Below are 19953 nucleotides of genomic sequence, written 5' to 3'. Positions count from 1 at the left end.
CGGCGGTGCTGAGCTATTTCCGCTCGGTGGTCGAAATGGTCACGATTTCCCGCGGCTGACGTGACCATTTTGCCCACCTAACGTGACCGTATCGTCCGGACACGTGCTCGGAAGCCGGCAGCTGCGTTCATCCCCGTCCAGCTGCTGCAGCTACAGTTTCTGCGGTTGCAGCTGCTGCGGCTACAGGGGCTGCATCTACTTCAGCTGCAGTCCCAACTTCTTTCGGATCTTCGCCTCCAGTTGCCTGTAGTCGGTCTTCCGAGTCACTTTCAGGACAGTCCATCCGGCATCGACAAGCGCTTCGTCGCGTTCGATATCGCGTGTCCACTGCTTAGCCGACTCCCGATGGAGCTCACTGTCGTATTCGAGAGCGAGCCGCGCATCCTCATATCCCAGGTCCGGCTCGATGATCCCTCTCGCGAGGTCGCTTTCGATCTGGGGGTGAACCGTCGGCTCGGGCAATCCCACCCTGACAGCCCACAGTCGAAGTCCGGTCTCCTGAGGAGAATCAACGCCTGGACGAATCAAACTCACCGCCTTCACCAGCTTCTGCCGTCCGCTCAGCCGGGAATGAGACTCAAGAGCGGCAGCGAGGTCGTCGATCGTCGTCTGAGGCGGCCCATGCCAATTGCCGATCGCTGCGTCGCCGACTTTCACAAGCTCGGTCACATTGAGATGAGCACCGAGTCGGATGAAGACCTCCGCCGGAGCGAGGACGGGCAAATCGAGCCAGTGAGTGGGGGTCAGATACTGTGTGCGGCGCAGCGACACCTTCGCCACCCGAATCCGCAGATTTCTGTCCGCAGCACACAGGTACAGACGATCATTCATCAACCTCGACGGCAACGGCCATCCGTAGATTCGAGCTGCAGTGGCGCCATCGGCCACGACGTGCGGAAACTTCAGGACAGCTGCGCGCAGCCTCAGCGAATCCCATATCCACCTGTCATCAGCCCATTCCGGCGCGCGAAGCGATTCTGTATTGCCGTTTTCCATGCGGACACCGGGCAGCACGATCGGGCACCGCTCCTCATCCAGCATGCGACGCCGAGAGATACCGATCTTCTCGGCCTGCCCTACGCGAAACAGGCGCGGAAAGTCACGTCTCTGCCACATCCGGCTGTTGTACATACCTGCAATGCTGGCGCATCCTGCAGGAGACGGGGAGAGCCGCGAATCAGCCTGTGGACAGACATTCTCCATCCACAGGAATCGACGCTCGAGTCATTGCCGGAAAGCACTCTCCTAAGTGGGCGAAATGGTCACGAAATCCCGCGGCGGACGTGACCATTTCGCCCACCCAAGGGTCCAGGGGCGGCTCACTGCGAATCTCAGTTCGACCAGAGCTGTGCTCCCGAATGCAGCGGCACACTGGACTCATCGGTGAGCGCGAGGAAACCGAAGGTCTCCTGCAGGTAGAGGTCGACGGTCTCACGGTCGTGTCCGAGGTAACCGATCGAGAGATCCTGGCCGAGGTGGAGCTCATAGTCCCCACCGCGGGTCGACACGAGCAGAGCACCCTCAAGGGCCGGAGCCCAGATGATCTCTCCGGCGCCGAGCTGACGGGAGAGGTGATCGCGGATCGGGAAACCGTGGTCGGTCGACTCCGAGACCTTCGTGTACTCGGCCTCGGACAGCAGCAGGCTGTAGGGCCCGTCGACTCCGGCCGTGCGCAGACTCGACAGGGCCTGCGCCACCGCGTCCGCATAGTCCTCCACCGCATCGGGCAGGGTGACGGTCGCGTTCGACGAGTTCGGGACGATTCCGCCGATGCCCGCAGAGTCGAGTCCATGGAGGATCACACGGTCCTCGGCCATGGCGATGGTCGTCGCCGCGTCCTTCACCGGCTGCCAGTCCGAATCACCGGAGCCGCGCGCGACATCGTCGATGGCCTGCCGGGTGACGGTGAATGGAGCCCGCAGTTCGACGAACTCCTGGACGATGCGCTGCCGAATATGCAGTCCCGATGAGTACGACTGGACGTCGCGGATGTGTCCGGTGGTCACCGAGGAGGTCTCGAAGCCGGTCGGCCCCTCGACGTCGACAACGCGCCGACCGGCGATGTTGCGCTTGAACGTGCGCCTGGCCTCCTCCTCGATCTCCGCCCAGGCAGGGCCGGTGATGGGAGCAATGTCGCGATAGAGGTTGTTCACTGTCTTCTCCTTCTCAGGCTGCCGATTCCGAGGCTGCCGTCGTCCACTTGTGGTTCGTCAGTGGTGGCTGGATTCTCGTCGGATCCCGCTCCCTCACCGGGCTCATCCCCCGCCGAGGCGGCCCCTCCCGACGAGACTGTCCCTGCCGCGGGATCACTGCCGTCCCCTACTTCGCCGTCCGTCGCATCATCGTCGGGATCGACGGAAGCCGGTCCACCCGGAGCGGCGACGCCCGCCGCTTCAGGACCGGCGTCCCCGGTCACCGCCGCGTCGGCAGCGCCCAGTTGGCCGTCGGGGTCGTCGAGGAAGTCCTGGGTGGGGACGAAGAACAGTCCTCCGGTCTCCGCTGTGGAGAAGTCGAGAATCCGGTCGTAGGTCCCCCGGGGTTTGCCGATGAACATGTTCTCGAGCATCTGCTCGGTCACCGAGACGTCAGCGGCGTACCCGATGAAATAGGTGCCGAACTCACCGGATTCGACGGAGCCGAAGACCATGTTGTCGCGGACGATCTTATGTTCCGTGCCATCAGGGCTTTCGACGGAGTTGAGCGTGAGATGCGAGTTCGGCGCCTTGTCCTCGTCGGGGAACTCCATGTCGGAGAGTTTGTGCCGACCGAAGGCCGCCTCCTGTTCTTCGACGGGCAGCGACTCCCATGCGGACAGGTCGTGGGTGTATTTCTGGACGATGACGTAGGTGCTGCCTTCGAACTCCTCACCCTCGGGGCCGAGGAAGACCGAGTCCACGGCCTCCTGGTCCTCGGGGTTCTCGGTGCCGTCGACGAAGCCCATGATGTCCCGCTCGTCGAAGTATCGGAATCCGTGCACCTCGTCGACGACGGCGACAGCATCTCCCAGGGAAGCGATGAGCTGCCTTGCCAGTTCGAAGCACAGATCCTGCCGCCGGGCACGGATGTGAAACAGCAGATCACCAGGGGTCGAAGGGGCGGTGTGCACGTCGCCGCGCTGTTCGATGAAGGGGTGGAGCTGAGCCGGTCGGGGAGCGTGGAACATCCGATCCCAGCATTCGGCGCCGATGCCGGTCACACAGCTGAAGCGGTCCTCCCGCGCGCGGAATCCGACCGACCGGACGATTCCCGCGATGTCACCGAGGAAGTCCTTCACCGTCTCCTCCGCACCGGGGCGGACCGAGAGGACGAGGAAGATCGCCGACGGGGCCGGCGGACCGAGCACATGCTGGGGGTTCGCACCGTTGGGAAACGCCTCACTCTGGACAGTCACTGCATCATCTCCTCGAGTTGCAGGTTCGCCATCGGCCCACAGCAGACCACATCATCGTGCTGAGGGTCCCCACTATACGCTCGGGGTCCGAAGCCAAGGCAACGGTCGACACCATGGCCCTTCCCTGGGCTGAACCATCACCTGCCCGCAAGACCGCGCCCCATGAGTCCGTCCTTCGTCCTACACTGGGAGCCAAGCGAGCGGAGGGAGTGAACGACCATGACCACCTCGAACGATCCCCGGATCCGGGTGCGCCGCATCTACGACGACCCTGAGTCGTCCGACGGCAGCAGAGTGCTCGTCGATCGCGTGTGGCCGCGCGGAGTGAGCAAGGAGCACGCCCACCTCGACGAGTGGCTCAAGGACGTTGCCCCCTCGACCGATCTGCGCCAGTGGTACGGACACGATCCCGACAAGTACGACGAGTTCGCCCGCCGATATCGCGAGGAGCTCAAGGACAATACCCGCGCCGAGGCGCTCGACCAGCTCAAGAACATCGCCGCGAAGGGCACGCTCACCCTGCTCACGGCGTCGAAACGCGATGACATCAGCCAGGCTGCGGTCCTCAAGAAGACCCTCGACAGTGGGAGGCACGGATGAGTCCGATCGAACCGGACACGAGGGACTGGGCCGAGGTGCTCGACATCGGCTGCGCCCAATGCGGCTTCACCGGGGACGAGGATGTCATCGAGCTCAGAGTTCGGATCGCCGAGGCGCCCGCCTCCTGGTCTCCCGTCCTCACTCGCGCTGACGCCGCCGACCGTCCCCGCGAGGACCGTTGGTCCGCCGTCGAATACGCCGCCCACCTTCGCGACGTCCTCACCGAGTTCCGCGGACGCACCCTCCTCATGCTCGCCGAGGAGGCCCCGACCCTGCCGAACTTCGACGGCGACGCCGTCGCCCTGGAGTCCGACTACAGGAACCAACCCGCCGCCGAGGTGCTTGCCGGACTCGAGGAGGCCGCAGCCGCCTATGCCGGCTCGCTGGCTGCGCTCGAAGACGGACAATGGCAGCGCACGGGACTGCGCGCCGACGGCCGGGAGTTCACGATCGCCTCACTCACACGCTACGGCTGGCACGAAGTCCACCACCACCTCGGCGACGTCGAAGGCTGAGAGACCGAAACCCGACGACGCAGGCTGTGGAACCGGCCTGACATCACAGACTGCCTGACATCACAGGCTGTGGAACTCGATTCTGCGGACTCGACGATTCGACTGTGCCCGCTAACGGGTGTTCCTGTCTGATCCTTCGGCGTGCTCGCTGAGGCGTCGGGTCCACTGCACGAGCAGCTGGGTCTCCGTGGGTCCGAGCACCCCGGGATGGGCAACCGCATACTCGATCACCGAATGACCGAACCTCGCTTCAGGCGACTCAGATGCCGATGTGCCTGTGATCGAGGCGAGCACCCCTTCACGGATCTCGGCCGAGAGCTCCTGGTCGTCGTGGCCGAGAACGATCAGACGGAGCGTGAGTCCGACATTCGTCGCGAGGACGTGAGCTGCAGCCTGTCGTGAGTCGACGACCAATCGACCCTGTGCGGCCGCCTCGGCGGTGAGAGCCCTGAGGATCTCGCTCGGGCGTGACTGATCGACGGGAGAATGCCCGGGTCGGACCTTGCCGTACATGAGGGTGTAGAAGCCGGGATTCCGCAGTCCGAATTCCACATGGGCATCCCAACCCCTGCGGAGGTCATGGATCGGATCCTCGCTCGACTCCATCGCTGACTTCTCACCGAGATACATATCGAATCCGCGAGTGATCACAGCATCGATGAGCCCCTGCTTGCTGCCGAAGAAATGGTAGAGCGTCGGCATCTTCACCCCGACGGCGTCACACACCGCCCGCAGGGAGAAGTCCTCCCCGGGAGACTCTGCGATGAGGTCGGCTGCCGCGTTGAGCAGCTGAGTCCGTGTATCAGCGGTCGGGGATTCTGTCATACCGCTATATTATCGTGTACTGTTGATATACAGACATATAACAACGATATGAACGGAGCGATCATGACCGAACGCACACTCCGAAACAAGAACATCCTCATCGCCGGCGGCGGAAAGAACCTCGGCGGACTCATCGCTCGCCAATCCGCCGCGGCCGGAGCGAATGTCGCCATCCACTACAACTCCGAATCCTCCCGCCCCGACGCCGAGGACACACTCGCCGCGATCGAGGACCAGGGCGTCAACGGCGTCCTGCTCAGCGGGGACCTCACCCGGGCGGCCGCGGTCGAACGGCTCTTCACCGACGCCGAGGCGGCTCTGGGTCCGATCGACATCGCCGTGAATACGACGGGCAAGGTCCTGCGCAAGCCGATCACCGAGACGAGCGAAGCCGAGTACGATTCGATGTTCGACATCAACTCGAAGGCCGCCTACTTCTTCATCAAGGAAGCCGGCAGGCACCTGACCGACGGCGGCAAGATCATCACCATCGTCACGGCCCTGCTTGCGGCCTTCACCGACGGCTATTCGACCTACGCCGGAGGCAAGAGTCCCGTCGAGCACTTCACCCGCGCAGCGGCAAAGGAATTCGGCGAGCGCAGCATCTCGGTCACGGCCATCGCGCCGGGGCCGATGGATACGCCGTTCTTCTATGGTCAGGAGACCCCGGAGCGCGTCGAATTCCACAAGTCCCAGGCGCTGGGCAACCAGCTCACCCAGATCGAGGACATCGCACCCATCGTCCGCTTCCTCGCCACCGACGGCTGGTGGATCACCGGCCAGACGATCTTCGCCAACGGCGGATACACCACCCGCTGAGGCCCCGCGACCGAAAGGTGCCGCGACCGAAAGACCCGCGAACCACACGGACACCCGTACACACAGGTTCCGCACCGGACACAGAGAATCAGGAGTCATCATGACAGAACCACAGATACCGACGACGATCGCGACCTTCATCGAAGTCGTCAACGACCATGACGAGCAGGGCTTCCTCGACTCCTTCGCGCCAGAGGGCGTCGTCGACGACTGGGGCCGCGAATTCGTCGGTCGCGCCGCCATCAAGAGCTGGAGCGACGTGGAGTTCATCGGCGCTACCGGCACCATCTCTCCCGAAGAGGTCACGGTTGAGGACGACCGCGTCACCGTGATCGGCGATTGGGCTTCGACTCATGCCAATGGGCGCTCCTCGTTCGCCTTCGACCTCGACGGCGACCAGATCACCAGGATGACCATCCGCGAAGGCTGAAGCGCCCCGGCTGCACGACTTACACCGCGGGGTCCCGGGCGGTCGGCCCCGGACCCCGCCGGTGCAGCGCATCTACCCAGTCCAGCCACCCGGGCCTATGCTGAGCACATGGCACTGACGTGGGAACAGATCGTCATCGATTCGCCCGATCCCTTCACGCTCGGGCGATGGTGGGCACGGGCGCTCGGCTGGGTCATCGTCGACGAGAACGACACGGAGATCGAGATCCGTCAGTCGCCCGATCGCCTGCCGGGCATCATCGTCGGCATCGACCGAGGGGAGAAGGTCGTCAAGAATCGCCTTCACCTCGACTTCCGCCCCGATGATCAGGCCGCCGAGGTGGCCCGCCTCCTCGAGCTCGGAGCACGTCGTGTCGATGTGGGCCAGACCGGTGACGAACCGTGGATCGTCCTCGCAGACCCCGAGGGCAATGAATTCTGCATTCTCGGCTGAAAGGACTCTCCCCGCTACCGCCCCTCGACGCCCGATGTCGGTGATTGCGAGTACTCCGTGAGCAGCCCGTCGAGGCGGTCGGCCATGAAGCGGTAGTACTCGTTCATCTGCTCGATGCGCTCCCTCTGCACCGGGGGAAGTCCCCGGCCTGCGCGTCCGGCCGATTCCGCGAACTCGAGCAGCTGCGTCGTCGTCTGCCGCTGGTGCTCGAGACAGCCCACCCAGGCGTCGGCTCGCCAGCGGTAGACGAACTGCCGCTGACCGGGCTCTTTGAACCTCTCGATGACTCCGTTGTCGATGAGCAGACGCGTGGTCTCCGAAACCGAACCCTTACTGGCGGCGAGCCGCTCCTGCAGCTCGGCCATGGTCAGCGGTGACTCACTGAGCATGAGGACTCCGGCCGCACGACCGGCCGTCGGAGGCCAGCTCATCGCCTCGCCGACACGTCGACCGAAGCTCTCGACCAGCGACTCCTCCACGTCTGGGCTGCCTTCCGGCACGGATGCCGTCACATCGATCCCCTTCGTAACAATTCAGTCCTTGATGAACATTCACTATTGACTGAACTTTGTGATGTCAGTCATTCTAGGTGCTGAGCGGAACGATCCGCCACTGGCTCCCAAACTACTCGTTCTCAAGGAAGATGTGACGTGAAAGAAGACAACTGGGACATCATCGTCGTCGGAGCAGGCTCAGCCGGCGCAGCATTCGCCGTGCGCTCGGCACAGCAGGGCAAACGCGTCCTCCTCCTCGAGGCCGGTCGCGACTATCGGTCAGCGCAGATGCACGAGGCCTGGAGATCGCCGAATCCCGCGGTCGCGATCATGGACCCCGCTGCCATCGACGGCATGATGTGGACCGATCTCGAGGCCACCCGCACCGAGGCACAGCCGACGGCACCGTACTGGCGCGGACGAGGAGTGGGCGGAAGCTCCGCGATCAACGGGCAGATCGCCATCCGCCCTCCGCTCGAGGACTTCGACGAATGGGCGCAGACCGGCTGCGAGAGCTGGTCGGGCGCCGAGGTGCTTCCCGCCTTCGTCGCCCTCGAGGACGACGAGGAGTTCGGAGCGGCCGACTATCACGGGGACTCCGGACCCACTCCCATCTACCGTGCGCCTCGTGAGAAGTGGGGAGCGGTCGATTCCGCCCTGGCCGATTCGGCACTGGCCGCCGGATTCCCGTGGGCCGCCGACGTCAACGCACCGCAGGCCACCGGGGTCTCTCCCTATCCGATCAACTCCCGCGATTCGCGCCGGGTCAGCGTCAACGACGCCTACCTCGAAGGGGCACGCGAGCTGCCGACGCTGACCATCCTCGGCGAGGCGACCGTCGACAGTGTCATTTTCGAGGGCGAGAGAGCCGTCGGTGTCCGGGTCCTCGTCGACGGGGTGCCCGAGGACCGGTACGCCGCGACGATCGTGCTCAGTGCCGGTGTCATCCATTCCCCGGCGATCCTCATGCGCTCGGGCATCGGGCCCAGCGAGCATCTCCGGTCGCTCGGGATCGACTGCCGGGCCGATCTGCCCGTCGGGCAGGGCCTGCAGGACCACGCGATGGCGTCGATCACGCTTCCGCTCACCGCCTCGGCGGGGGTCTCGACTCCGAATGATCGGCATACGAATGTCTGCGTGCGCTGGTCGAGCGGCGACGGGAGGTTCAACGATCTCATGTTCGTGTCGATGAACCAGAGCGTGATCTCCATGGCGACGGCGAACACGGGCGCCGAATACGGCGCCCTCGGCGTCTGGCTCAATCAGTCGGACTCCCGCGGCAGCGTCAGCCTGGTCTCGGCCGATCCTCTCGACCAACCCCTAGTCGCCGAGAAGATGCTCTCCGACCACAGCGACCGTACGCGGCTGCGGGTGGGGATCAGACGCCTGGCGGAGCTGCTCGACGAGGACGCTGTCCGAGCCGTCCTCGGCGGCTCCGTCGAGGAGTGCAATCCCGAGCTCTTCGCCGCACTCGATGACGACGACGCTCTCGATGCCCACCTGCTGGCCACCGTCGCCGACGCGCAGCACGGCACGAGCACATGCCGGATGGGCCGAGCTGAGGATCCGACCACCGTCGTCGACGCCGATTGTCGGGTGCACGGAATCGAGGGCCTCCACGTCGTCGACGCCTCCGTCTTCCCGGCGGTGCCGAGGGCGAACACCAATCTGGCAGCCATCATGGTCGGCGAACTCATGGCCGATCGCATCAGGAAGTGAGAACAACAGTGCTGACCCTGCAGAACCACATCGACGGCGCCTGGACCGATTCTCACGATGAGCACCGTCTCAGCGTGGTCAATCCCGCCACCGAGATCGCCGAGGCCGAATTCGGTCGCGGATGCCCGGCCGACGTCGACGCGGCCATCGCCGCAGCCAAGCGGGCCCAGCCGACCTGGGCGACGACCGCGCTCGAGGACAGAGTCGCCCTCATCCGCGGCTGGGCCGATCGCATCGAAGAGCACACCGACGAACTCGCCGAACTCGAATGCCGGGAGATGGGCAAGCCGATCGGCATCGGCCGCGGCTTCATCGCCGCCGGAGTCGCGGGTCTGCGCGCAGCGGCCGCGGAGGCGCTCGACTACCCGTTCACGACCAGAACCGAGGATCCCGACGGCGGGCGCACCCTCATCATTCGGCACCCGGTGGGAGTGGCGGCGGTCGTCACTCCGTGGAACTTCCCCGTCGCCATGGTCCTCGGAGCGCTGGGCCCGTTGCTGGCAGCAGGCAACTCCCTGGTGGTCAAACCCTCGGAGCGCTCACCGCTGTCGACGGTGAAGCTCGTCGAACTGCTCGACCTGCCCGCCGGAGTGCTCAACCTCGTGCTCGGCGACGCCCACGCCGGCGAACCGCTGGTCGCCCACGACGACGTCGACCTCGTCCACTTCACGGGGTCGGTCGCTGCGGGGCGCGCGGTCGGAGCCGCCTCGGGGCAGGCTCTGCACCGTGCGGTGCTCGAGCTGGGCGGCAAGGATCCCGTCATCGTCGACGAGGATGTCGATATCGCAGCCACGGCGCAGGCAGTCGCGTTCGGATCCTTCGTCAACACCGGCCAGATCTGCACGTCGATGGAGCGCATCTACGTCCACGAGGCGATCGCCGAGGAGTTCGTCGAGGAGCTGGTCTCGGCCACCGAGAGGTTCGATTACGGTGACGGTCTCAATCCGAGTGTGATGATGGGACCGCTCGTCGATGATCGACAGCGCCGGTCGGTGCATGCTCAGGTCGTCGACGCCGTCGCCAAGGGTGCCACGGTGCTCACCGGCGGAGGACTGCCCGAAGGAACCGGATTCTTCTATCCGGCCACCGTCATCACCGACGTCGACGAATCGATGGCGCTGATGAGCGAGGAGACCTTCGGACCCATCGCGCCGATCAGCGTCGTCTCGTCCTTCGCCGAGGGGGTGGAACTCGCGTCCCGGTCGTCATTCGGCCTCGCAGCCACCGTGTACTCGCATGACCCTGACCACCTCGACGAGGCTTCACGCATTCCCGCCGGAGTCATCTGGATCAACGGTTGGCAGGGTGGCGGCGGCATCCGCACGTACGAACCGGCGCGGGCCAGCGGGATGGGAGCCACTGGGACGACTGCCGCATTCGATGCCGCCACACGTCCCACGACCGTCCACATCGCTCCCGTCGACGACTGACACTGTCCCAGGCATGGACTCAAGTGTCGCGGAATGTCGCGAGACTGTAGTTTGTTACAGGGCACAGATCGTCAATCCGTGAAAGGACGTTCCATGAGCAAGTTCGCTGTCACCAATGCCAACACCGGCGAGGTCGAGGAGGAGTTCGCCTCCGTACCGAAAGAAGAGATTCCCAACTACATCGATCGTGCTCATGAGGCGCATCTGGCGTGGAAGGACACACCGCTTCATGAGCGTGCGACGATCCTGCGCAAGTTCGCCGATCTCGTCGATGAGAACGCCGATGAGATGACCGACATCATCGGACGCGAGATGGGCAAGATCAAGAAGCAGGGCTTCGGCGAGGTCGACAAGGTCGCCCGCACCGCCCGCTGGATGGCCGACAACGCCGCCACCAATCTGTCCACCACTCATCTGGCCGCTGCCGGGGCCGCCAGCAGCTATGTCGAGCATCAGCCGCTGGGCGTGCTGCTGGGCATCATGCCGTGGAACTTCCCGTACAACCAGATCGCCCGCTTCGTGCTGCCCAACCTCATGGTCGGCAACTCGATCATGATGAAGCAGGCGTCGATCTGCCCGAAATCCTCGCAGTACTTCGAGGACCTCCTCACCGAGGCGGGACTGCCGAAGGGCGTGTACCAGAACATCTACCTGGACTCCTCCCACGCCGAGGAGGTCCTCAAGGACTTCCGCGTCAAGGGCTTCTCGCTGACCGGCTCCGAGGGCGCGGGTGCCTCTGTGGCCGCAATCGCCGCGAAGTACTACAAGCGAGCCGTCCTCGAACTCGGCGGCAACGACCCTGCTGTCGTCCTCGATTCGAAGGACGTGCCGGCTCTGGCTCAGAAGCTCGTCGGACTGCGCCTGGCGAACGCCGGCCAGGTCTGCACCTCGCCCAAGCGCATGATCGTCGTCGACGAGCTCTACGACGAATTCGTCGCCGAAGCCGTCAAGGCCGCCGAGGCCACGAAGGTCTCGGACTTCGATGACCCCGAGGTCGGCATGGGACCCGTGTCCTCCGAAGGCGCCCGCGAAGAGATCATCGGCATGATCGAGAAGGCCGTGGCCGATGGTGCGACCCTGCATACCGGTGGCAAGAAGCTCGACCGCCCGGGCTGGTTCATGTCCCCGGCCGTGATCACCGACATCGACCCGCGTTCGGACCTGGGCTGCAACGAGCTCTTCGGACCGGCCGTGATGATCTACCGCGCCAAGGACGAAGAGGATGCTCTGCGTCTGGCCAATGACACCGAATACGGTCTCATGTCCTCGGTGTGGACCGATGACCTGGAGAAGGGTCAGGAGTTCGGCAAGAAGATCAATGCCGGAATGACCCTGATCAACAGCCACATGGAGTCCGGACCGGAATACCCCTTCGGCGGAATCAACCGCTCTGGCTACGGCCGCGAGAACGCTCAGTGGGCGTTCCAGGCGTTCACCAATGAGCACCTCATCCGCGTCCACGTCTGAGACAGCTCCTCAGCCCGCACTAGGCGGCGATCCCGCCGGCAGCATTTGCTGTCGGCGGGATCGCCGCTTCTGCGTTGATTCCAGCTGATGGGCCGGACCTACGAATCAAACTGTTGGGACTCAGGAAGTGTTCGGTTCGCTGACCCCGTGCTCCTGGACTTGGTGGGACTCCGAGCGTCACAGTTCAACGAATGCCCTTTCTGCAACGGAAGGAGATGACTCCCTGTCCGCGCAGCTCTCAGAAGGGCTTCGAGTTCCAGCGCCGAAGATCTGTGCGATGGGTGCCCAGGAACAGGTCGGGTCCCAGCGGCATGCGGGATCAATCCCTTGAACTGTCATATCGTTATCGTGACTCTGATTGACGAAACGGACGACCACGATCGCGACGACAATGACTTCCAGCGGACACGCCGATTTCGGTTCGATCCCGACGGCAGAACCAACACAAGTGAACCGTCTGGTCACACAGACTTCATTGAAGCCAACAGTTCTGGTCCAGCAATGGTCAGACGTTTGACTGTCAGCGGCCCGGCTGCGGCAATGCTGATCATCAAGACGGCAAGACCGAAGCCGAGGTGGACGGCCCAGACGTCCTCCAGTTGCAACACCGCCGCCAGAATTCCTGGAAGTGCCGAAGCAAAGAGAACGAAAGTGAAGGACATCATCTGTCCCCCTGCTGGGTTTCCAGCATTCTGTCCGGTCGATATCCGTTCACGGGCATCGCGGCCGATCGCTGGCATGAGTGCGCTCAGCAGGGGCGCGCAGGCGCAGGCCGCCCCGACCGCAGCAAGGACAGCGCCCATCGCGACATATGCCAGAGACGAATCCGCAACCAGGCCGAGTATTGTGGTAACTACGATTATCGGAAACCCGAACATCAGCATCCAGGCAAGCTGCCGCCCACGCACGTCAGCGTGAACAGCGCCTGGGGTCGTCAATAGCTGCCAGACTGCTGTGCCGTCGAGTGCGTAGGTGTTGATGGCCACCATAGCCGCGAAAACAGCGGCAGCGACACCGATAAACGGTAGGCTCCAGGACCAGGCGGTCGGAGCGACAAGCAGCATCATGAGCAACGGTGTCATCCAAGCGTGGCGCAACTCGAGCGACCGTTGGGGGTCGCGCAACCATGTCTTCAGTTCGCGCTTGGCAACTGCGGTCATCGGATCTGGACGCTGTGAGTCTCCGTCTCCCCGGTTGAATCGTGCCTGCCCAGTTCGCACGACGATCCGGCTGCCGACCTGGGCAGGGGGCTGTCTCAATGCCGCTGCGGTCAGCATCATCCACACGGTCCAAAGCAAGAGGCCGAGCACCAGGAGGCCACCCAGCGGCAGCAGCACCGATGCCAGGGGACCCGAAGTCATTGCGGCGCGGACGGCTGCAAGTCCCCAGCCAGTCGGCGCAATCAGCAGGGCATGTTCCAGCTGATCCGGCAACTCAGTCCAGACTGAACCCGTATGGGCTGCCATGCGACCGCTTCCCAGATCTGGTATCAGGAACGCAGCGACCGGAACCCACCCGGCAAAGGACACTGCCAGAAGAGCAGACATTTGGAATGCTGCGACCCACCCGCCGAGACGGGTCCTCAGCATGAACGCCACCAGGGCACCAACGCTGCGGCCCAACCATACTAAGAAGAACAGCTGCGCAACAGCGGCCGCAAAAGCCGCAATGATCGTGATGCCGTCGTGCCCCGCGGCGACGACAACGAAGCTGCTCAGCGAAGCACCGGTGACGACTGTTCCTACACTCAGCAGCTCGCTGGGAGACATGGCTGCAGCGATTGAAGACGGAGGGGTCGGCAACGTCCGAAACCACTGTGGATTGAGTACTGGGACCGCGCCGGGCAGCAGAATCGGTCCGAGCAGCCACGTCAATCCGAGAATGCTCACAGCGGCGGTCAGCCAACTGTCGTCGACGGTGCCGGTGCTGACGAGAGCCGCAGATGTCACCACGGCAGCGGCTACGACCAAGCCGGCGATGAGCCCGAAAGCTCGGTCACCATGAGGGCCGTGCCGAAGGATGCGGATTTTCAGCGAAGCAAAGCGGTGCCACATGCTCATCACAACCAGTCCAGCTCGCGCTGGGGAGCCACACCGATGAAGTCGACGAAAGCCTCGTTGAGAGTCTTGCCGGCAGCTACCTCGGGAACTGTTCCGTCGGCCAAGATTCGGCCACGGCTCAGGAGCGCGACACGCGTGCATGTGCGCTCGATGACATCCATGTTGTGGCTGGAGAGCAACACAGTTCCGCCCCCGTTGACGTACTGCCGAAGGAGCGCTTCGATCGAATGAGCGGAAACCGGGTCGATCGCTTCGAACGGCTCATCGAGCACGAGTACAGGTGGGCGGTGCAGCAGCGCAACTGCAAGACCGATCTTCTTCCGCATACCGGTGGAGTAGTCGACGATGAGCGTATTCGGCGTGCGGTTCAGTTCAAGAACCGTCAGCAGATCATCCGACCGATCCCGCCACTCCGCGTCCATGCCGCGCAGACCGGCCGTGTATTCGAGCAGCTCTGCCCCTGTCAGACGCTCGGGCAACGACAGTCCCTCCATCATGATGCCGAGGGCGCCAAGAGCCTGCTCCCGATCTCGGAGCGTGTCGTAGCCCGCGAGGCTGACTGTGCCGGACGTCGGAGCCGACAGACCAGCGATCATCGACAGAGCAGTGGACTTTCCGGCCCCGTTTGGTCCGACGATGCCAAAGAAGCTGCCAGCTTCTACGGTCAGGTCAATGGAATCGACTGCTGTGACGTCTCCAAACTTCTTGGAGAGTCCGCGAAGCTGGATGGCCGGATAGGTGAATGCGTTCATAGCGTCTTTCTGCGAATCGTAGTTGTGTCGATCCCGCGCACCGGTGCAGATTGCTGGTGTGCGGTCCAGCGGTGGTGCCGGACCAGGATGACCGCTTACGTTGTCGGTGATGAACTCCCGTGGTGGAAACGGTCATCCATGTCTCAGGACCAGCAAGCTCAATCCGGCAATTCATATCGCTGACGGAACCGTTGGGGTGCCGTCCCCAGCGATCAGGGGTTCAGCACCGATTGAGGCAGTTGCCATTCTCGAACCTGACACCGCCATGGTCCGCGGTAGGGCGCCGAACAGAATGGCCGTCATCGTCAACTCGTTGTTCCGTTCGCTGCCCGCAGTGTCGTTCATACTGAATTCGAAACTCGGACAGCGACGAGAGCTCCGGCCCACACGGCGACTGAATGCAGAGTGGAAGAAGGATCGCCGCATGGCGAACTTCAGGGGCACACGCGTTGGCCGCTGCATGATGAGCAATGTCAGACTCCGCATGATCGAAGTCAGCGACTGTCTCCGCTCATCGCTGTGTGTGGTCATTCGGGTGCACCCACCGCGCGGCGAGAATGGGTTCGTCGAGAACAGGCAAGAGGAATTCCTACAAGCCGACCAGATCGAAATGGACATCGACAGCTGAGAGCGTGCGATCCTACTCACGCACCCAGACAGCTGCGAGACGCCCCCGACGACAATTGCGAGTGCTGCCGGCGATGTACGTCATGCATATCTCCCATCAGCAGTAAAGTAATATTTATACTTTACAATAGTAAGTGCCGCGTCACCCGTTCAAGAGATCACCAGGACTCATGCGCCGCCACCTCTTCATCAATGAAGCAGTGAGGCACCGCCGCCCAGGAGAGCCGCAGAAGAGCGAATTCTGATACCGACTGCGATTGAACTGAATATCAAACTTCTGACACCCTGGTTGTCATGATACGCATAAACCTTGAGCACAGCTACCTCCAGCGCAATGCACTCCACACATGAGCCTCGGAACGTGATGCGGCATCCCGGGTGCCATCACCATCGATGCGCCCTGGGGCTATATTGCCCTTCGTCCGATGCAGATCTCCCGAACCCCGAGATCGTCGCAGACGGGAGCCCGCCCCAATGAATAGCCCGCATGATGGCGTGGACATCGCCCGTCTTCCACCCCAAGAGGTTGTCGAAGCCTCCCACGAATTGAACGACGTGCAGCGACATGCTTTTGCCGTTGAAGCGGCACTCATCGGTGACTACCGCATCCCTCAGCTTGGCGAGTCCGCAGAGTTGCTCATTGCCAAGAGCCTGACATGGCATGTCGCATGGACAAAAACTGCGATCGTTGCGGCGATCGCCTATTCTGACATCGGATCCTCGCTCGAAGTCGATCGCCTGTTTGTTGCACCATCTTGGCACCGCCGCGGATTGGCCCGTAGGCTCATCCTTTCCCTTGGCTCAGGGCCGATAGATGTGTCGACTGGACGCGAAAACCAACCGGCCCGCTGGCTCTATGAGTCACTCGGCTTTTCACACCTCGACGACACAGAAGCGCTGCCAAGTCTGTGGTTGAGTCGGTACCAACGGCAGGGACGGCCACCAGTGCCGACTCTCCACCGCTGACCGATACGTCACCTCCGTGACACACTCCTGAGTCGGCTCCTCGCGGCAGTCGATACACACCGACGAAAGCTGCCTGCTTCCTCGGCAGCAGACGCACCAACTCACCGAAGGCAGTTCTGCCAGCCGGACTGCCGCTGCAGGTCCGCCGGGGTCGCACAATACGCCTCAGGGCCGCTGCCTCAACCGTTCACCTGTTCGATAGAGCTCGACGAGCAGTGGACGAAGTTTCCATCCGTCCGCCGTCATTCCATAGAGCGTTCGGTTTGGATAACCCCGAACCACGGTCCGGCAGACCAGACCCTGCTTGCGCAGGTGAGCCAGAACATCGACGAGAACTTTGTCGCTCAGTTTCGGCAATCCCTGCGATAGTGCGCTATACGTTCTGACTCCATGCATCAGATCCCGCAGAACAAGCGTGGTCCATCGTCCTTTGACGGCTTCAAGCGCCACTTCGACAGGACACTCGTGATGAGGTTCGACGGTGCGCCCGATCACTCCAGGAACGAGGCCGTCGTCCCACCCGGCGTCACTCTCCGTTTGGTTAGTCACAGCGCGACACTCTTCACTGTTCCTATGACTGATCACCATTTCATCGATACCTCCGACGTATCACTTTCGACCACAGCTGCCGATCATCCCGCAGCATTCGCCCGCGCCTTCAACAGCGGAGACCCTCTGAAGATTGAACTCATGTACGAGGAATCCAGCACATTTGTCTCGCCCCCCGGCACTGCGCATTTCGGTCAGGACCGAATCTCCGCGAACGCATCGTTTCAGTCGCTTGGACTACCCCTTGACGTGCGTCTTCGCCACTTGTACGAAGCGGGTGACATAGCCCTCCTCATCGTCGACTGGTCGATCTCGGGAACTACATCAGAAGGCGAGTTGGTCAATATCCGCGGCACGGCCACCGACGTCGCCCGCCGCGGAGACGACGGATTCTGGCGGTATCTCATCGACAACCCCTTCGGCACAGCGCGGACAGCGGCGCTTCAGCACCGGCAGGACCCGCATATGCCGGAAGCGATCCAATGAGCCCATCACGTTGGGAATCGCGGTCGCGAGTGAAGCTCGCCGGCACAGCCAGTCTCGCTGTCAGACACGACCAAAACGACTCTTTGTCAGTTTTCTATATTATTTTCTAGAATTATAATGCACAAAATATTCTCTCGCACTAGGGTGGAAGCATGGAACTGAGATTCGTAAGCCTCAAGTCTCACCCCGAGTTGCTTCATGATCTGCTGAATATGGAGAACACCTGGCCAGAGTTCATCCGTCAGGATCCGTTCGGCGAGCTGTTTTACAACTCCGACGTCCTGCTCCGGCTCGCCGATTACACTCTGCTGGCGTTGGATGACCACGGCACGATCATCGCCAAAGCTCACTCCATACCCTTTCAACTGCCCTCCAGCGGTGAGCTTCCTGCAGACGGCTGGGACGGAGTGATTCGTCGCGGTTTACACAGTCTGTTGACCGGGAGTACACCGAACGCCATTTCTGCGCTGGAGATCGCAGTGCGATCAGACGCGCAAGGCAGAGGAATCTCTGCCCAAATCCTGGCGGCTGCGCGCGCCAATGCCCGACAACTCGGTTTCTCCCAGCTCCTGGCCCCAGTTCGCCCCAACGGCAAGAGGGATCCGCTTGAGGACATGCAGACATACGCCCTGCGAACCCGCGACGACGGCCTTCCTCTCGACCCATGGCTACGCACACACGTTCGCGCCGGGGGAACCATTGAAGCTGTGGCGCTGCGATCCATGGTCGTCACCGGGAGAATCAGCGAATGGCAGGAGTGGACGAACCTGCCATTCGACGCCTCGGGCCCGGTCCACGTGCCGCACGCTTTGACTCCAGTAAGCTGCGACGTTGAGTACGACATCGCAACGTATGTCGAACCCAATATCTGGGTCAGCCACGACACACTGGATCGGGTTGTTCCCACCGGCGGTCCGCTGTCTGAGGTCCCCGAGCCATGAAAGGGCTCGAATTCGACCTCCCTTCCCAAGCCACCTGGGTATTCACCGGCGACAGCATCACTCAAGGGGTCTATCACACACACGGCGCTCGTTCCTGGGTAGAACTGGTCAGCGAGCAGATTCGCTGGGAAATCGGTCGGGTGCGGGACATAGTGATCAACTCCGGTGTCTCCGCCTGGACAGCCCACGACATCAACGCTGATTTCGAGTATCTCGTCGGTCGCTTCAAACCACAGGTGCTCAGCGTATCGCTCGGTACGAACGATGCTCTGGAAGGCGAGTCCGGACTCACCGGCTTTCATAGCCAACTCACTGAGATCGTGCGAAGGGGCAATAGGATCCGCTCGACGGTCGTCCTCCATACCCCGGCCCTCGTCATGCCGGATGCCCCTGCGCAACGACAGCGATGGCTCACCGCATATGCCGAAGTGATTCGGACCATCGCCACAGTCGAAGGTGCCATCCTCGTCGACCATGACCAGCACTGGCGTCAGCGCTTCGGCACTGAGATTCCAACTGCTTGGATGGACGACAGCACCCACCCCAATGCTGTCGGTCATCGACACATCGCAGACACCACGTTGCAGACTCTGCGGCTGGGATCACTTTGACAGCCGTTCCGCGCCCGATCGTGGCCGGCTGGTCAGCTTCTCGTCAACAGCCGAGAAGATCAGCTTTCAGGAGTGACGAAAAACTATGAATAGCAGTACAAATCGCCCGGGTGCAACCGTGTGCACCGGTTCGGCCCGGCTCAAACGCTGGGTCTTCGCGCGGCACTCGAATCCGCTCAGTGCGTGGTCCCGGTGGGCCTCTGTTCCACTCGTTGTCCTACCCTTTTGGAAGCGCAGCCCGCGGGCGGGTGCGGCAGTCGCTGCGTGGATGGTGCTGAATCCAATCGTGTTCCGAAGCCCGCGCGATGAGCGTGCGTGGGCGACACGAGCTATGTTGGGTGAAGAACTTTGGAGTGAGCGACTCCGCTTTGACAAAGCTTCGACCGTCAACGCTGTGTCCACTGCAGCGATGGCTGTGTCGATCGCTGGCGCTTGGCGAAAATCAGCTGCTCAGACCGTTCCGGCCGTTGTCTTTCAAATGTCGCTGACTCTTGTATTCTGGCAGCTCATGGCCGACTTCTACGCCACGGCCGAGGAGACCGATCGCTCGACCGCGTAACCCTCGACTCACAGCGGTCTGCGGCTGCCATCACAAACCAGCGCGTCGGTTCGCTTTCAGCCGACTTCTGAAAATCAGGTCGAGTCCGTCTTCACCACCATCATCAAGCATCGGGTCGCGTAAAAGCCCTGCCTTGAGCACAGAGTTGAGTGAGGCACTGTTCTGTGGCCGAATACGAGCGGGATCGTCTCCTTGGGTTGGATTCGGGCGCCCACTCAGGCACTGTCTGCTTGTACTCCGTCCTGCCCTGTGCCATGGG

20 protein-coding genes are annotated in these 19953 nt (G+C 62.6%); 13 read left to right on the top strand and 7 right to left on the bottom strand.

All coding sequences use genetic code 11. The annotated features are described in order from the left end of the window. Nucleotides 1-195: 195 nt before the first annotated feature. The 3 genes from EB835_RS03385 to EB835_RS03375 all read right to left on the bottom strand — a co-directional run bounded on the left by EB835_RS03385 (nucleotide 196) and on the right by EB835_RS03375 (nucleotide 3391). Nucleotides 196-1131 (bottom strand): hypothetical protein, encoded by a 936-nt coding sequence (locus EB835_RS03385; protein ID WP_240688525.1) that lies wholly within the window; start codon nucleotides 1129-1131, stop codon nucleotides 196-198. A gap of 200 nt (nucleotides 1132-1331) precedes the next feature. Continuing rightward, entirely contained in the window at nucleotides 1332-2153 is an 822-nt protein-coding gene (locus EB835_RS03380; RefSeq protein ID WP_135808052.1) for a family 1 encapsulin nanocompartment shell protein, read from the bottom strand. Next, nucleotides 2150-3391, bottom strand: coding sequence for a Dyp-type peroxidase (locus EB835_RS03375; RefSeq protein WP_135808051.1), 1242 nt, complete (start codon nucleotides 3389-3391; stop codon nucleotides 2150-2152). Before EB835_RS03375 ends, EB835_RS03380 begins: the two co-directional genes overlap by 4 nt. Before the next feature lie 219 nt (nucleotides 3392-3610). On the opposite strand from EB835_RS03375, the gene EB835_RS03370 reads away from it, so the two are divergent. Both EB835_RS03370 and EB835_RS03365 read left to right on the top strand, forming a co-directional pair. Next, on the top strand, nucleotides 3611-3991 hold the full coding sequence (locus tag EB835_RS03370; protein WP_135808050.1) for a DUF488 domain-containing protein: 381 nt from the start codon (nucleotides 3611-3613) through the stop codon (nucleotides 3989-3991). Beyond that, nucleotides 3988-4506, top strand: coding sequence for a DinB family protein (locus EB835_RS03365; RefSeq protein WP_135808049.1), 519 nt, complete (start codon nucleotides 3988-3990; stop codon nucleotides 4504-4506). Before EB835_RS03370 ends, EB835_RS03365 begins: the two co-directional genes overlap by 4 nt. A 111-nt stretch (nucleotides 4507-4617) precedes the next feature. Here EB835_RS03365 and EB835_RS03360 read toward each other — a convergent pair whose 3' ends face one another. Next, a complete protein-coding gene (locus EB835_RS03360; protein ID WP_135808048.1) occupies nucleotides 4618-5331 on the bottom strand; it encodes a TetR/AcrR family transcriptional regulator in 714 nt (237 codons plus the stop codon). Between the two features lie 63 nt (nucleotides 5332-5394). On the opposite strand from EB835_RS03360, the gene EB835_RS03355 reads away from it, so the two are divergent. From EB835_RS03355 to EB835_RS03345, 3 genes are all read left to right on the top strand, one after another. Beyond that, nucleotides 5395-6150 carry an SDR family oxidoreductase gene (locus tag EB835_RS03355; protein WP_135808047.1) on the top strand — a complete coding sequence of 252 codons (756 nt, stop codon included), beginning with the start codon at nucleotides 5395-5397 and terminating at the stop codon, nucleotides 6148-6150. Nucleotides 6151-6250: 100 nt separating this feature from the next. After that, the gene (locus EB835_RS03350) at nucleotides 6251-6580 is read left to right on the top strand and encodes a nuclear transport factor 2 family protein (RefSeq protein WP_135808046.1); all 330 of its coding nucleotides are present in this window, start codon (nucleotides 6251-6253) and stop codon (nucleotides 6578-6580) included. 108 nt (nucleotides 6581-6688) lie between these two features. Beyond that, a complete protein-coding gene (locus tag EB835_RS03345; protein WP_135808045.1) occupies nucleotides 6689-7033 on the top strand; it encodes a VOC family protein in 345 nt (114 codons plus the stop codon). A gap of 14 nt (nucleotides 7034-7047) precedes the next feature. Here the strand turns inward: EB835_RS03345 and EB835_RS03340 are convergent, their stop codons facing one another. After that, entirely contained in the window at nucleotides 7048-7545 is a 498-nt protein-coding gene (locus tag EB835_RS03340; protein ID WP_205749856.1) for a GbsR/MarR family transcriptional regulator, read from the bottom strand. 138 nt (nucleotides 7546-7683) lie between these two features. On the opposite strand from EB835_RS03340, the gene EB835_RS03335 reads away from it, so the two are divergent. From EB835_RS03335 to EB835_RS03325, 3 genes are all read left to right on the top strand, one after another. Further along, on the top strand, nucleotides 7684-9246 hold the full coding sequence (locus EB835_RS03335) for a GMC family oxidoreductase (protein ID WP_135808044.1): 1563 nt from the start codon (nucleotides 7684-7686) through the stop codon (nucleotides 9244-9246). Then, nucleotides 9243-10676: an aldehyde dehydrogenase family protein gene (locus EB835_RS03330; RefSeq protein WP_205749855.1), complete on the top strand. Its 1434-nt coding sequence runs from the start codon at nucleotides 9243-9245 to the stop codon at nucleotides 10674-10676. The genes EB835_RS03335 and EB835_RS03330 overlap by 4 nt, the downstream gene beginning before the upstream one ends. Nucleotides 10677-10769: 93 nt before the next feature. Then, entirely contained in the window at nucleotides 10770-12143 is a 1374-nt protein-coding gene (locus tag EB835_RS03325; protein WP_135808043.1) for an aldehyde dehydrogenase family protein, read from the top strand. Between the two features lie 461 nt (nucleotides 12144-12604). Here EB835_RS03325 and EB835_RS03320 read toward each other — a convergent pair whose 3' ends face one another. Both EB835_RS03320 and EB835_RS03315 read right to left on the bottom strand, forming a co-directional pair. After that, a complete protein-coding gene (locus tag EB835_RS03320) occupies nucleotides 12605-14203 on the bottom strand; it encodes a hypothetical protein (RefSeq protein ID WP_135808042.1) in 1599 nt (532 codons plus the stop codon). Next, nucleotides 14203-14955, bottom strand: coding sequence for an ABC transporter ATP-binding protein (locus EB835_RS03315; protein ID WP_135808041.1), 753 nt, complete (start codon nucleotides 14953-14955; stop codon nucleotides 14203-14205). Before EB835_RS03315 ends, EB835_RS03320 begins: the two co-directional genes overlap by 1 nt. Before the next feature lie 292 nt (nucleotides 14956-15247). On the opposite strand from EB835_RS03315, the gene EB835_RS03310 reads away from it, so the two are divergent. The 5 genes from EB835_RS03310 (at nucleotide 15248) to EB835_RS03285 (ending at nucleotide 19135) form a co-directional block, all read left to right on the top strand. After that, nucleotides 15248-15583 carry a hypothetical protein gene (locus EB835_RS03310; protein ID WP_135808040.1) on the top strand — a complete coding sequence of 112 codons (336 nt, stop codon included), beginning with the start codon at nucleotides 15248-15250 and terminating at the stop codon, nucleotides 15581-15583. A 494-nt stretch (nucleotides 15584-16077) separates the two neighbouring features. After that, a complete protein-coding gene (locus EB835_RS03305) occupies nucleotides 16078-16548 on the top strand; it encodes a GNAT family N-acetyltransferase (RefSeq protein ID WP_168216621.1) in 471 nt (156 codons plus the stop codon). A 390-nt stretch (nucleotides 16549-16938) separates the two neighbouring features. Next, the gene (locus EB835_RS03295; protein ID WP_240688524.1) at nucleotides 16939-17583 is read left to right on the top strand and encodes a YybH family protein; all 645 of its coding nucleotides are present in this window, start codon (nucleotides 16939-16941) and stop codon (nucleotides 17581-17583) included. Nucleotides 17584-17735: 152 nt separating this feature from the next. Further along, entirely contained in the window at nucleotides 17736-18524 is a 789-nt protein-coding gene (locus EB835_RS03290) for an N-acetyltransferase (RefSeq protein ID WP_135808036.1), read from the top strand. After that, nucleotides 18521-19135, top strand: a complete 615-nt coding sequence (locus EB835_RS03285) for an SGNH/GDSL hydrolase family protein (RefSeq protein WP_135808035.1) — start codon at nucleotides 18521-18523, stop codon at nucleotides 19133-19135. The genes EB835_RS03290 and EB835_RS03285 overlap by 4 nt, the downstream gene beginning before the upstream one ends. The last annotated feature ends 818 nt before the right edge of the window (nucleotides 19136-19953 follow it).

The organism is Brevibacterium sp. S22 (genome assembly GCF_004745485.1).
Classification (GTDB): domain Bacteria; phylum Actinomycetota; class Actinomycetes; order Actinomycetales; family Brevibacteriaceae; genus Brevibacterium.
Note: the sequence above shows the minus strand (reverse complement) of the source record. Positions and strands in the feature narration are given on the sequence as shown.